Origin of the sequence: Microterricola gilva (genome assembly GCF_004217495.1) — a bacterium.
Taxonomy (GTDB): domain Bacteria; phylum Actinomycetota; class Actinomycetes; order Actinomycetales; family Microbacteriaceae; genus Microterricola; species Microterricola gilva.
Genome location: NZ_SHLC01000001.1, coordinates 2,079,402 through 2,091,725, shown reverse-complemented (window position 1 = coordinate 2,091,725; position 12,324 = coordinate 2,079,402). Strand labels below are relative to the sequence as shown.

The 12,324-nt window shown below is 66.6% G+C and carries 13 protein-coding genes; 11 read left to right on the top strand and 2 right to left on the bottom strand.

What is annotated here, in order from left to right; translation table 11 throughout:
- Nucleotides 1–25 precede the first annotated feature (25 nt).
- From EV379_RS09755 to EV379_RS09735, 5 genes are read left to right on the top strand one after another with little or no spacing between them, the layout of a single operon-like run.
- Nucleotides 26–1,075, top strand: a complete 1,050-nt coding sequence (locus EV379_RS09755; RefSeq protein ID WP_242616310.1) for an ABC transporter substrate-binding protein — start codon at nt 26–28, stop codon at nt 1,073–1,075.
- Nucleotides 1,072–1,893 carry an ABC transporter ATP-binding protein gene (locus tag EV379_RS09750; RefSeq protein WP_242616309.1) on the top strand — a complete coding sequence of 274 codons (822 nt, stop codon included), beginning with the start codon at nt 1,072–1,074 and terminating at the stop codon, nt 1,891–1,893. The genes EV379_RS09755 and EV379_RS09750 overlap by 4 nt, the downstream gene beginning before the upstream one ends.
- Nucleotides 1,886–2,731, top strand: coding sequence for an ABC transporter permease (locus tag EV379_RS09745; RefSeq protein WP_130505973.1), 846 nt, complete (start codon nt 1,886–1,888; stop codon nt 2,729–2,731). The genes EV379_RS09750 and EV379_RS09745 overlap by 8 nt, the downstream gene beginning before the upstream one ends.
- A gap of 58 nt (nt 2,732–2,789) precedes the next feature.
- Complete coding sequence (locus EV379_RS09740) at nt 2,790–4,145, top strand: NtaA/DmoA family FMN-dependent monooxygenase (RefSeq protein WP_130505972.1); 1,356 nt, start codon at nt 2,790–2,792, stop codon at nt 4,143–4,145.
- Nucleotides 4,145–5,026 (top strand): ribokinase, encoded by an 882-nt coding sequence (locus tag EV379_RS09735; RefSeq protein ID WP_130505971.1) that lies wholly within the window; start codon nt 4,145–4,147, stop codon nt 5,024–5,026. Before EV379_RS09740 ends, EV379_RS09735 begins: the two co-directional genes overlap by 1 nt.
- Here the strand turns inward: EV379_RS09735 and EV379_RS09730 are convergent.
- Complete coding sequence (locus EV379_RS09730; RefSeq protein WP_130505970.1) at nt 5,016–5,636, bottom strand: PadR family transcriptional regulator; 621 nt, start codon at nt 5,634–5,636, stop codon at nt 5,016–5,018. The genes EV379_RS09735 and EV379_RS09730 overlap by 11 nt on opposite strands.
- 104 nt (nt 5,637–5,740) lie before the next feature.
- Here EV379_RS09730 and EV379_RS09725 point away from each other — a divergent pair, with 104 nt between their 5' ends.
- From EV379_RS09725 to EV379_RS09715, 3 genes are read left to right on the top strand one after another with little or no spacing between them, the layout of a single operon-like run.
- A complete protein-coding gene (locus EV379_RS09725; protein WP_130505969.1) occupies nt 5,741–6,244 on the top strand; it encodes a flavin reductase family protein in 504 nt (167 codons plus the stop codon).
- Entirely contained in the window at nt 6,241–6,690 is a 450-nt protein-coding gene (locus tag EV379_RS09720) for a riboflavin kinase (protein ID WP_130505968.1), read from the top strand. Before EV379_RS09725 ends, EV379_RS09720 begins: the two co-directional genes overlap by 4 nt.
- A 14-nt stretch (nt 6,691–6,704) precedes the next feature.
- Entirely contained in the window at nt 6,705–7,517 is an 813-nt protein-coding gene (locus EV379_RS09715) for a Cof-type HAD-IIB family hydrolase (protein ID WP_130505967.1), read from the top strand.
- 112 nt (nt 7,518–7,629) lie between these two features.
- Here the strand turns inward: EV379_RS09715 and EV379_RS09710 are convergent, their stop codons facing one another.
- Nucleotides 7,630–9,006, bottom strand: a complete 1,377-nt coding sequence (locus tag EV379_RS09710) for an NAD-dependent succinate-semialdehyde dehydrogenase (RefSeq protein WP_130505966.1) — start codon at nt 9,004–9,006, stop codon at nt 7,630–7,632.
- A gap of 333 nt (nt 9,007–9,339) precedes the next feature.
- On the opposite strand from EV379_RS09710, the gene EV379_RS09705 reads away from it, so the two are divergent.
- From EV379_RS09705 to EV379_RS09695, 3 genes are all read left to right on the top strand, one after another.
- A complete protein-coding gene (locus EV379_RS09705; RefSeq protein ID WP_130505965.1) occupies nt 9,340–9,969 on the top strand; it encodes a hypothetical protein in 630 nt (209 codons plus the stop codon).
- The gene (locus tag EV379_RS09700) at nt 9,966–10,742 is read left to right on the top strand and encodes a PspA/IM30 family protein (protein WP_130505964.1); all 777 of its coding nucleotides are present in this window, start codon (nt 9,966–9,968) and stop codon (nt 10,740–10,742) included. The genes EV379_RS09705 and EV379_RS09700 overlap by 4 nt, the downstream gene beginning before the upstream one ends.
- Before the next feature lie 117 nt (nt 10,743–10,859).
- On the top strand, nt 10,860–12,170 hold the full coding sequence (locus tag EV379_RS09695) for an ion channel protein (RefSeq protein WP_130505963.1): 1,311 nt from the start codon (nt 10,860–10,862) through the stop codon (nt 12,168–12,170).
- Nucleotides 12,171–12,324: the final 154 nt, after the last annotated feature.

The window sequence follows — 12,324 nt, the reverse complement described above, 5'->3', positions numbered from 1 at the left end:
GGCCCTCGTCAGTGTTCTCGTTGGAGTGACCGTACTGGCCGGCTGCAGTGGTGCAACCGTAGGATCGACACCCGACTATGACGAGGCAGCGATCAGCAAGGCGGCCTGTGACCGCAACGCTGAGGCCGGTCCCATCACCTACATTTCCGGGTACGGCTACTCGGCCAGTGCCGGCCAGCTCGACGTGTTCATCGCGGACGAGCTCGGCTACTTCGATGACCTCTGCCTCGACGTGGAGATCAACGCAGCAGGCGGCAACGGCCAGCAGCTCGTGTCGTCCGGCAAGGGGCAGTTCACGGAACTCGGCTCCGCTGAGGACGTGCTCATGGCGGCAGCAAACAGCAAGAACCTGACGGCCGTCGCCACGTACGGAACCACATCGCCGTTCTGCATCTTCGCGAATAAGGACATCAAGAGCCTGAAGGACCTCGAAGGCGGGACCCTCGGCTACTTCATCAACCTGACGCCGACCGCGGGTGCGATGCTCGATGCCGCCGGCGCAGACGTCGACCAGATCGAGTTGATCAAGATGACCAACTACGACCCGACCGTCGTGCTCCGTGGCCAGGTCGACGCCGTCGTCGGCTACGCATCCAACCAGTGCGCGACCCTCGAGGCGATGGGGGAGGAGTTCTCCCAGTTCCTGCCGGCTGACCTGGGCGTGACGGGCACCTACAACGTCATGGAGACCAACACTCAGTTTTTGAAGGACCACCCGGAAGCGGCATCCAGCTTCATGCGTGCAAGTCTCAAGGCGCTCGAGCACTGCCTCGCCGACGAGGACGACTGCGTGGACATCATCACCAGGCTCGCCGAGGAGGGTGGCCAGGGCAAGGCATTCCCGCGTGAGCAGCAGGCACGCACCTGGGCGATCGAATCGCAGTGGGTGCGCGACAGCCAGGCGGGTGCTCCAGGCGTGCAGACAGTTGCGCAGTGGCAGGGCGCTTCCGACATCGTGAAGCAGTTCGGAACCGTCACGGAGATTCCTCCGGTCGAGGACATCATCGACATCGACATCGTCGCGGACCTCTACGGCACGGACGGTGAGCTGATCTGGCCCGGAGACGCCAAGTGACCGCGATCGTCGCCGAGAACGTGACCGCGAACGGGCACGGCGTCGAGATCTCCCATCTCGTGAAGAAGTTCGGCCGGCCCGGGCAGGAGATGCTCGCCCTGGATGACGTCAACCTGACCGTTGCACCTGGAGAGTTCGTCTCGGTCATCGGCCCAAGTGGGTGCGGGAAATCGACTCTGCTGAAGGTGGTCGCCGGCCTCCTGGAGGCAGACGGTGGCTCCGTCACGATCGGGACGGACTCCGTCCTGGAGGCGACGAAGCGCAAGCTCATCGGGCTGGTGCCGCAGGCACCCGCGCTCCTGCCGTGGCGTTCGGTTCGCGACAACGTCAAGCTGCCCCTGCAGATCAACCCGGCCGCAAATGCCGGGCGAACACTGCGCGACCCGGATGAGCTCTTGACCTCGTTCGGCCTCGGTCACGCTCTGGAGAAATTCCCCAAGCAGCTCTCAGGAGGCATGCAGCAGCGGGTCGCGATCGCGCGTGCGTTCGCGTTCGATCCGGCACTGCTGTTGATGGACGAACCGTTCTCCGCGCTCGACGAGATCAACCGCGACCAGCAGCGCCTCGGGCTGCTCGACTTCTGGCAGACCCACCGCAAATCGGTCATGTTCGTCACGCACTCGGTGCCCGAAGCGATCGTGCTCTCTGACCGCATCGTGCTGATGGCGGCGCGCCCAGGGCGGATCGCCGAGATCATCGACGTCAACCTTCCCCGTCCCCGCACGGAAGACGCCTACGCGAGTGACGCCTTCCGCGAGCTCGAGGGCTATGTGCGAAGCCGGCTCGCCGATGTCATGCAGGAGGCAGCACATGTCTAGCACCGAAGTATCAGCAACGCGGGCGATCGCCACCCAGCAGGCTCGGGCGAGCGCGCCGCAGCGAAACGTCGCCCGTTGGCTGAACCCGCGCGTGTGGGGGCCGACCGCGGTCGTGTTCGTGATCGTGGCGGTGCTCTGGCAGATCATCGCCTTCACCAACCCGTACATCCTGCCGTCCCTCGGGGAGGTGGCTGGAAGCCTGCTCGAGGATCCGGACATGTACTGGCAGAACTTCCTGATTACCTTGCAGGAGGTTGTGGTCGGAGCTGGAGCAGCGATTCTGCTCGGCTACCTGCTCGCGGTGATCATGAGTGAGTTCGAGATCGTTGAGCGGGCAATCATGCCGTTGATCATTCTCATCATGGTCACGCCGGTCATCGCCATCGCCCCCGCGCTTGTCGTCGCCTTCGGCTTCGGCATGATGCCGAAGTACATCGTGACCGGAATCGTGGTGTTCTTCCCGGTGCTGGTGAACTCGCTCGCCGGGCTCCGCAGCGTCGACCCGCGGGCGATGGACGTGTTCCGCACGCTGCACGCCACCCGGTGGGAGATCTTCCGCAATCTGCGATTCTCCAGCTCGATGCCGTACTTCTTCGCCGGATTGCGCATCAGCCTGCCGCTCGCCGTCGTCGGCGCGGCCGTCGCCGAGTTCGTTGCCGCGGGCACGGCGGCCGGTCTCGGATCGCTCGTGACCACCTCCGCGGCGCAAGCCAACCTGCCGGTCACCTGGGCAGCCATCTTCATGCTCTGCCTGATGGGAATCCTGCTGATCGTCGTCCTCGCGATCGTGCGCAAGCGCGTCCTGTGGTGGAGCGACGGAGAAGTCACCGCGCGATAGCGCGCGGCCAACAAAGTAGTGCGGCCCTCGGGAAGGGGGCCAGAGAAAGGAAAACACCGTGAAGCAGCTTCACTTCGGACTGTTCGAGAACGCACAGGCCAACGACACCGGCAGGGCAACCTGGCGCCACCCCGACAACGAACGCGTCAACTACGACACGCTCGAGTACTGGACCAAGATCGCCGAGGTCTGCGAGAACGGCGGGCTGGACTTTCTGTTCCTCGCGGACGCTTGGGGATGGGCCGAAGTTGACGGCGTCCGGCCGGACGTGGCCTCGATCGAGGGACTCGATCTGCCGCGCCTCGATCCGTTCATCGTCGCCTCCGCGATCCTGGCGCGCACGAGCTCGCTCGGCGTGGTCATGACCGGCTCGACCCTCCTCGAGCAGCCGTACGCGTTCGCACGGCGCATGGCAACCCTCGACCAGCTCTCGGGCGGCCGAATCGGTTGGAACATCGTGACGACGGGCACGGCGGACACCGCCGTCAAGGCCTTCGGAGTCCCCATGGTCGCGCACGACGAGCGCTATGCGATGGCCGACGACTTCGTCGAGCTCGTGTACAAGCTGTGGGAGGGCGCCTGGGAACCGGACGCCCTGACGAAGGACAAGAACGGCAACTTCGCCGACCCGGCAAAGGTGCACGCCATCTCGCATGACGGCCCCTACTTCAGGAGCGAGGGCTACGGAAACTCCGCGTACTCGCCCCAGGGCACACCCGTGCTGTTCCAGGCCGGGGCATCTCCCGCCGGGCGAACCTTCGGTGGTCGTCACGGCGAGTGCATGTTCGTCGGTGGTGGCTCGGTCGAACAGCTCGCCGAGCACAGCCGCGCCATCCGTGCCGCCGCCGTCGACGCCGGTCGAACCGCGGACTCCGTGAAGGTGATGGCCGAGTTCCGTTGCGTTGTCGGCGAGACGAAGGAGGACGCTCAGCGCCTCTATCAGCGGGTGCTCGACTCGCAGACTCCCGACGTGACGGTCGCGTCCTACGCCTGGTTCACCGGTCTAGACCTCTCGTCCTACGACCCGCAGACCCCGATGACGGATCTGCACACCGAGCTCTCGCAGTCGCAGGTGTCGCGCTTTGCCGGCAAGACCGTCGGCGATGTGCTGAAGGACTGGCACGAGCACGGCGCCGGATCGAAGGCCTTCGTCGGCAGCCCGGAGGAGATCGCCGACCGGATCATCGAGCTTGCCGAGGGCGCCGACCTCGACGGCTTCCTGCTCGCACCGGTGATCCAGCCGGGGTCGACGATCGACTTCGTCGAGCGGGTCCTGCCCATTCTGCGCGAACGCGGGGTTGTCGGTGAGAGCAACGGCGCCTCGTTGCGGGAGCGGCTCGTCGGCTCTGATCGTCCAACGCTGCCAGACAACCACCCGGCTGCACGCTACCGGGCAACGGTGGCCGTCGCGTAATGACTACGGCAACCGTCTGCGTCGTCGGCAGCCTGAACGCGGACCGCTACCTCGGTCTCGCCCGCGTACCTCAACCGGGCGAGACCATGCTCGGCTCGAACCTGGGCCTGTACCCGGGCGGCAAGGGGCTCAACCAGGCGGTTGCTGCGGCGCGATGCGGTGCCAGCGTGCGCTTCTGCGGAGCCGTTGGCTCCGACATTGAGGCGGAGTTCTTGCGCGACGCCCTTGCCAGCGTCGAGATCAGTGGCGAGTATGTCGCGACCGCCGAAGGTCCGAGCGGCGCCGCCTATGTGTTCTCACTGCCGGGCGGCGAGAACAGCATCGTGGTGGCTCAGGGAGCGAACGCACAGCTGGCCGCCTCGGATGTCGCCTCGGCGGTGCGCGGGGCGAGCGTCGTGTTGACCCAGCTCGAGATCAATCTGGACATCGCGGCGACCGCGCTCCGTGAGGCGAGACAGTACAGCGCCATCACGGTGCTGAACGCGGCACCCGCCCACCCGGCCACGTGGGAGATGCTTCCAGACGTTGACATCCTGATCGTCAACGAGACCGAGGCGGCGTCGTTGGGAGGGCTGGACGCACTCCGGCCACATGTGACGGTCGTGTACACGCGCGGTGCTGATGGCGTGACCGTCTATGAGCGTGGCGGGGGAGTGATCGAGGTGCCAGCATTCGCGATCGATCCGGTCGATACGACGGGGGCGGGCGATGCCTTCTGCGGTGGCTTCGTGGCGGCGGTGGCCCGTGGCGCGAGCCTCGAGGCCGCCGCACGCGAGGGGGCGGCCGCCGGGGCGGTTGTTGCCGAGCACCGCGGCGCGCAGACATCCGCGCTCAGCCACGAGGCCGTGCGTCGGCTGGTGGACCAGCCGGTCAGCGCGTAGCCGGGGTCTCCGCGTCTCTGGCGCCGGCATTCCCGCCGGCGCCAGCCTCGCCGGCGAACGCGTACTCGCCGGCCTTGACCCGCGAGACCAGCTGCTGGGCCCAGAGCTGCTCAGCGCGGAGCCTCGCCGAGGCCAGCTCGAAGACCTCGCGCACGTACTTCGGGGTCGTCTCCGAGCGCATCGTGTCCTCAATGTGGAAGCTGTTGCTAGTGACGAGCGCATCGATCTTGCTGATTCGATGCGCCAGGCCGGCAACCACCTCTTCCCTGCTGAGGAAGAACATGAACGAGGTGAGGGCGAGGGCGGCCCTGGTGTCGAAGGTCTCGACCTCCCAGAGCGTGTCACGCAGCATCCTGAGCAACTCCACCTCGCCCGTTGCCGAGATGCTGTACCGGGTGCGCGCCGGATAGCTGCCGTCGGATTCGGTGTCGACCTCGGTGATGTAGCCATCGCGGACGAGCGACTTCAGGGCGTTGTAGATCGAACCGGGGCGCGTGTTGGCCCACTCGTCCGCATGCCAGGTCGCAAGCTCGCGGCGCAGGAAGTAGCCGTGAACGGGCTCGAACTGCTTGACCGCGCCGAGGACCATCAACGTCGTATATGTGCGCATGGCTCCATGCTATGGAATTCGCGGCACTATCTGTTGATGAACCAGTTCGCGGCGTGTTAGTTTTCATCTAGACAAATTTGACTAATCTCGAAGGGGGATCGACGATGATCCGGAACGACTCGATTGAAATCGCAATGGACGTGCGCCTGCGGCGCGCGTTCTCTACCTTCCCAACCGGCGTGGTGGCCGTGTGCGCACTGGATTCCGATGGCGTCACACCCATTGGAATGGCGGTGAACTCCTTCACCTCGATCTCGCTGGAGCCCGCACTCGTGGCAATCAGTGTCGCGAACACCTCGCGCACCTGGCCGGGTCTCTCTCGGTCGGCATCGCTGGGGCTGAGCGTTCTCGGAAGTGGCCACGAACAGGTGAGCCGCTCGCTGTCCGCGCGGGACGGCGACCGCTTCGGTGCACTGTCCTGGGCAGCGGAGGAGGGCGGTGCGATCCACCTCGACGGCGCGGCGCTCTGGCTCAGCTGCCACCTCGAGCAGACCATCGAGGCCGGCGACCACACGATCGTGATTCTGGCGATCGATGATCTGACGCACTTCGACGACGTCGAGCCGCTCGTCTTCCACCAGAGCCGCTACCGCTCAATCAGCGCATGACAACGCACATCGCGTGGCTGTCCGGGATCGTCATTCACGGAGACGGGCGCGGCAACGCGCTCGGGTTTCCGACGGCGAACCTCGACGTGCCCGCGAGTGGCTGCGCAGACGGCGTGTACGCGGCGTGGGCCCGCATCGGAGATGAGCCGCGGTGGCGGCAGGCGACCACCAGCATCGGTGACAACCCGACCTTCGGTGATGTCACGGAGACCAGGGTCGAGGCCCACATCCACGACTTCTCCGGCGACCTGTACGGGATGCGAGTGGAGCTGCAGCTCGTGGCTTTGATTCGCGGGATGACCGCCTTCGACGATGTCGATACGCTGATCTCGCGGACGGCGGACGATCTGATCGTCGCCGAGCGCCTGCTCGCAACGGTCGCACCCCCTGACCACCGCGGATCGCGCGCACACCGTGCCACAACAGTCAGCGACTCTGTGAACTGAGGAGTGATCAACCCGTGACGAAGCTCGTGGCGCCCGTGTTGGTCGCGACCGACCTGGACGGCACGCTGGTGCCCAACGCGAGCATGAGTGTGCCGGAGTTCACCGCGCGGGTGTTGAGGCGGTTGGATGACGCCGGAGTTCCGGTGGTCTTCGTCACCGGCCGGCCGCTGCGCTGGATGAGCCCGTTCTGGCCGCACATCGGCAAGCACGGCCTCGCCATCGTCTCGAACGGCGCCATCACCTTCGACGCGCACGCCCAACGGGTGATCTCGATCGCGGGGATCGACGCGGAGCCCGGGCTGGAGCTCAGCCGCTCCATCGCGGCGGCGATCCCCGGTGCGACCTTCGCGATCGAGTGCGCCGACGGCATCCGCTTCGACCCGGACTATCCGGAGCTCGGCGCAGCACGTGCGAGTGTGCGGCGCGGGGCGCTGGCCGAGATCTGGGATCAGCCGGCGGCGAAGCTGCTCGTTCGCCACTCCGCGTTGGACTCCGACGACTTTCAGGCGCAGGTAGCGGCCGTTGTCGGCGATAGGGCGACGGTGACGTGGTCGGTTCCAGGGCTCGCCGAGATCAGCGCGGCGGGAGTCACCAAGGCCTCGGCGCTGGCTCGGCTCTGCGAGCGTCTCGGCATCCCTGCACGCGACGTCATCGCTTTCGGCGACATGCCGAACGATATTGCGATGCTCGGCTGGGCGGGCACGGCGTACGCGGTGGCGAACGCGCACGAGAGCGTTCGTGCGATCGCCCACGACGTTGTGCTCTCGTGTGCCGAGGAGGGCGTCGCTCACGCCCTCGACCGTCTGGTGCCCGCCCTCGAGGCGTGATCGGGGTCGATTCTTATTGTCGGTTGCGGCGAGCGACCACGACGACGGGGCGAAGAATCGAACGAGGGCCGCAGGAAATCCTGCGGCCCTCGAGCGTCCTTGTCTTCCGGGTTTACGCGGAGACGAAGAACAGTCGCTTGTTAGCGAACTCGCCGATGCCGATCGGCCCCATCTCACGACCGAAGCCGGACTGCTTCACGCCGCCGAACGGCAGCTCGGCCGACTCCGCTGCGATGGTGTTCACGTGCGACATGCCGACCTCCAGCTGCGACGCAACGCGCGCCGCGCGCGCCTCATCGGTCGAGAAGACGGAACCGCCAAGGCCCAGCGCACAGTCGTTCGCGAGCTCCAGGGCCTCCTCGTCACTCGACACCTTGTAGACGGTCGCAACCGGCCCGAAGATCTCCACGCCGTACGACTCAGAGTCGCGGGGCACGTCGGTCAGCACGGCAGGCGAGTAGTACGCGCTCGGTCCGTCGGACAGAACACCGCCGGCCACGAGCGTCGCTCCCTCCGACACAGCCTTCTGCACCTGAGCGTGAACGGTCTCTGCCGCGGCACGCGACGACAGGGCCACGAACTCGCCCTCTGCGAGGTTGAACTGGTCGCCAGGCACCAGGCCGGTCGCGAGCTTCTTCAGCTCAGCGACGAACTCGTCGTAGATGTCGTCCATCACGATCAGGCGCTTGTTCGAGTTGCACACCTGGCCGACGTTGTAGACGCGGAAGTCCCATGCCTGCTTGGCCACCGCAGCGATGTCGTCGGAGTCGAGTACCACCATCGGGTCGATACCGCCGAGTTCGAGTACGCACTTCTTGAGGTTGCGGCCGGCCTGCGCGCCGATGATCGCACCGGCACGCTCGGAGCCGGTGAGCGAGACGCCCTGCACGCGCGGGTCCGCGATGATCGTGGCGATCTGATCGTGCGACGCGAAGACGTTCTGGTACCCACCGACGGGTACTCCTGCCTCCTCCATGATCGCCTGGATGGCGAGGGCGGAGCCTGCGCAGATGTCTGCGTGCTTGAGCAGGATCGTGTTGCCGAGCACGAGGTTCGGCGCCGCGAAGCGGGCGACCTGGTAGTACGGGAAGTTCCATGGCATGACGCCGAGCAGCGCGCCGACCGGGCGGTGTTCGATGTAGGCCTTGCCCGGGATGGTGCTCGGGATTTCGTAGTCGGTGATCAGGCTCGGGCCGTGCACTGCGTAGTAGTCGATGATGGATGTCGCGAACTCGACCTCGTCGATCGACTCGGTGATGGACTTGCCCATCTCGAGCGCGATGAGACGCGCAAGTTCTTCCTTGCGTTCCTCGAAGAGCTCGGCAACTCGTTTGACGACGGCGGCGCGCTCCTGCACGCTGCGCTCGCGCCACTCTAGGTACACGGCGTTGGCGCTGGAGAGCGCCTCTTCGATCTGCGCATCGGTCGCGTTCTCGAACGTTTCGAGAACTTCGCCCGTGGCAGGATTCTGCACCCGGTACTTGGACATGCTCTATCTTTCCTCCAGTTAGGGGCACGCTTCACAGGCGACGCACCGTGACTGTCACCGATCGCGGCCGCTTCTCTGCGGCTGCGCATGCTGGGCGTGCCGGTAGCTCAGGCTAGCGCGGAGAACGCCCTCTGACCCGCAAACACCGCCGGTTTCATGGCCGGTTTCTGTGGGGGACATGATCAACCGTCGCTGAGGATCTGTCGAGACTTCTTTCCTTGGCGCGCATGCGAGCGTAACTTGAGTTATATCGCGTTTGCGGCGCTGGTGCCGCGGCGGAGACATCACGGAGGTGCAGCTCATGGATTCGACGCTCACGACGAGGTGCAGGAGGTGGCAGACATGGACATCCTGTTCGGGGTGCTGATCTCACTCGCCGCCATCGCCGCCCTCTCGGTGATCACGTTCTTCCTGATCGTGAGGATGCTGTACCGCCGCATCCGGCGCAGCCGCACCGTGAACGGGGCGGTTCTGAAGAGTCGCGCCCAGTTGAGCCGGGGGCCACGACGCCAGGTCTTCGCGCTGCAGGCGCAACTCGACGAGGCGATCGACAGCGGACGGGCCGCGATCGAGCTCGCCATCCGCAGCAACGGCCGCCGCGGCGACCTTCCGCGGTTGTTCCGCCGCATCGAGTCGGAGGCGACCGTCCTGCGCGCGCAGTTGCACCTGATGGAGAGCGAGACGGATTCCGGCGCGCTGAGCGATGCACTGCCGGCGGCCGGCCTGGCGGTCGACCAGATCTCCGACATGGTCCGCGACATGCGGGCATCCGTCGCCGCCGGGCTCGGTGACCCCACCGGGGCAGCGCTCTCGTCCCTCCGTGCCGAGGTCGATCTGGAGGTGGCGGCCCTTCACGCGGGACTGGTGGAACTGGCGCAGCTGAATGGCGGCGACCGCCGGGGCGTGACCACAACCCGATACGAGTCAGATGATCGCTTCCCGAGCAGAGGAGTCCAGTCATGAGCGACAACACCGCACGAATCCGCACCATCTTCCGCACCAAGACGTCCAAGGCGCTCAATCGCATGGAGGACCCGCGCGACGCCCTCGACGACAGTTACGAGCAGCAGGTGAAGCTGCTCCACCAGGTGCGTGACGCCGTCGCCGAGGTCGCAACGGCGAAGAAGCGCATCGAGCTGCAGGGCGAGGAGATGGGCGCGCGCTATGCGCGCCTGGGAGCCCAGGCCCGCGAAGCGATGGAGCAGGGGCGCGAGGATCTCGCTCGCGCCGCGCTCGAGCGCCGCGCCGCGCTGGAGAGCCAGGTGGGGAAGCTGCAGGCGCAGCACGACTCACTGCAGAAGCAGATGTCGCAGCTGCAGGAGCGGGAGCGTCGACTGGCCGAGCAGATTGCCGCCTTCCGCATCGAGAAGGAGACGATGAAGGCCACCTACAGTGCCTCCGAGGCGCAGGTTCGGGCGAATGAGGCCGTTGCCGGGATCGGCGCGAACATGAACGATATCGGCGTCAGCCTCGACCGGGCGCGTGATCGTGTCGCCCAGATGCAGGCGCGCGCGCAGGCCACCGACGAACTGCTGTCCAGCGGCGCCCTCCAGGACCTGACTGCAGCACCGGACGCCGACATCGAGCGCCAGCTGGCCGAGTTGGCATCACGGGCCGACATCGAGCGCCAGCTGCAGGCGATGAAGTCGGATGGGACCGACGGTTCCGGTACCGGCGGGCCGGGCGATTCCTCAAGCGGCTGGCTCAGCATCGGGCAGGCGCCGCCGACGCCGTAGCGAATCGCGCTGCCGCCGCACTGGTCTGGGGCTGAGCTCAGGCGATACGATCATCGAGGATGACGGGCGGACCGGGGCCCCACGGGCGCACTGCTTCGCCTCCGGGAGGAGCCCACGATGAGTCTTGCGCGAACGCCGACCGACGGCCAGGCGTCACCCCGCCAGATGTTGCTCCTCGCGATTCCCGCGATCCTGCTCGGCGCCTTCGCCGCGCTGCTGCTCTGGGCCGTCGAGGAGCTGGCCGATCTGCTGAGCGGCGTGCTCTGGGACACGCTCCCCGGCGCGCTCGGGGTCGACCCCGACGGGTGGTGGATCGTGCTGATCCTCACCCTGACGGGGCTCGCGGTTGGCCTTGGCCTCCGCTACTTCCCCGGCCATGGCGGGCCCGATTCGGCGACCACCGAGCTGATCTCCCCGCCACTGCCTCTGCGAACACTCCCCGGCCTGGCCGCGGTGACGGTGTTCAGCCTCGCTGGCGGCGTCAGTCTCGGCCCCGAGAACCCGATCATCGCGATCAACGTCGGCATCGCGGTCGCCCTGTTCGCGCGCCTGCTCCCGAACATCTCACCGCAGATCGCTGTTCTGATCGCCGGCGCAGCGACGGTGGGCGCGCTGTTCGGCACCCCGGTCGCCGCCGCCCTGCTCTTCACCGGAATCCTCGCTGCCGCGAAGGGCGGCGGTTCGCTGTGGGACCGCCTCTTCCTCCCGATCGCCGCCGCGGGCTCCGGCGCGATCACGATGCGCCTGCTGGGGGCGCCGTCGATGGACTTCAACCTGCCGACCTACGGCAGTCCGCAGGCGATCGATCTGCTCACCGGTTCGCTCGTCGCCTGCGGCGCCGTGGCCATCAGCCTCATCGCGCTCGTCGCATTCCCCGTTCTCTGGCGCACACTGCATGCGCTGCGAAACCCGATCCTCATCGCGCTCACCGGTGGATTCCTGCTCGGCATCCTCGGCCTCATCGGCGGCCCGATCACGATGTTCAAGGGGCTGGAGCAGATTGGCGAACTGCTGCAGGACCCGAGCGGCTACGACGCCGCGCAGCTCGCCGGGATCGCGGGCATCAAGATCCTGGCGCTCCTCGTGGCGGCCAGTGCCCTCTTCCGCGGAGGTCGCATCTTCCCGGCCGCGTTCATCGGTGTTGCCCTGGGCATGCTCGGGCACGTGTTGATCCCGAGTCTGCCGCTCGGACTCGCCGTGGCATGCGGCATCCTCGGCGTTGTGCTGGTCATCGGGCGCGACGGATGGCTCGCCATCTTCGTCGCGGTCGCCGTCCCGGCCGACGTCACGCTGCTCCCGATGCTCTGCCTGATCATCCTCCCGGCCTGGCTGCTCGTCTCGAGGGTCCCGGAATTCCGCATCATTCCGCCCACCGGCGAGGCGGAACTCGCCTCGCCCGCGAGCACTCCCGATGGGACGTCTCGGTAGCCCCTCGGCAGCACAATCGGAGCTGACGGATTGTGGACGCTATCCACGGCTTCTCCGATTTCACTTGCCACCACCCCGCAAGGGGGGACACACTGGACTCGTTGACGTGCCCGATGACTGGAATTTCTCGGCTTCACTCATTCCGCTTCGTGCA

Excerpts from the sequence above, each read along its gene's own strand:
- EV379_RS09695 (WP_130505963.1), top strand. The coding sequence starts at position 10,860 with ATGAGTCTTGCGCGAACGCCGACCGACGGCCAGGCGTCACCCCGCCAG.
- EV379_RS09735 (WP_130505971.1), top strand. The coding sequence starts at position 4,145 with ATGACTACGGCAACCGTCTGCGTCGTCGGCAGCCTGAACGCGGACCGC.
- EV379_RS09720 (WP_130505968.1), top strand. The coding sequence starts at position 6,241 with ATGACAACGCACATCGCGTGGCTGTCCGGGATCGTCATTCACGGAGAC.
- EV379_RS09730 (WP_130505970.1), bottom strand. The coding sequence starts at position 5,636 with ATGCGCACATATACGACGTTGATGGTCCTCGGCGCGGTCAAGCAGTTC.
- EV379_RS09710 (WP_130505966.1), bottom strand. The coding sequence starts at position 9,006 with ATGTCCAAGTACCGGGTGCAGAATCCTGCCACGGGCGAAGTTCTCGAA.
- EV379_RS09745 (WP_130505973.1), top strand. The coding sequence starts at position 1,886 with ATGTCTAGCACCGAAGTATCAGCAACGCGGGCGATCGCCACCCAGCAG.
- EV379_RS09700 (WP_130505964.1), top strand. The coding sequence starts at position 9,966 with ATGAGCGACAACACCGCACGAATCCGCACCATCTTCCGCACCAAGACG.
- EV379_RS09725 (WP_130505969.1), top strand. The coding sequence starts at position 5,741 with ATGATCCGGAACGACTCGATTGAAATCGCAATGGACGTGCGCCTGCGG.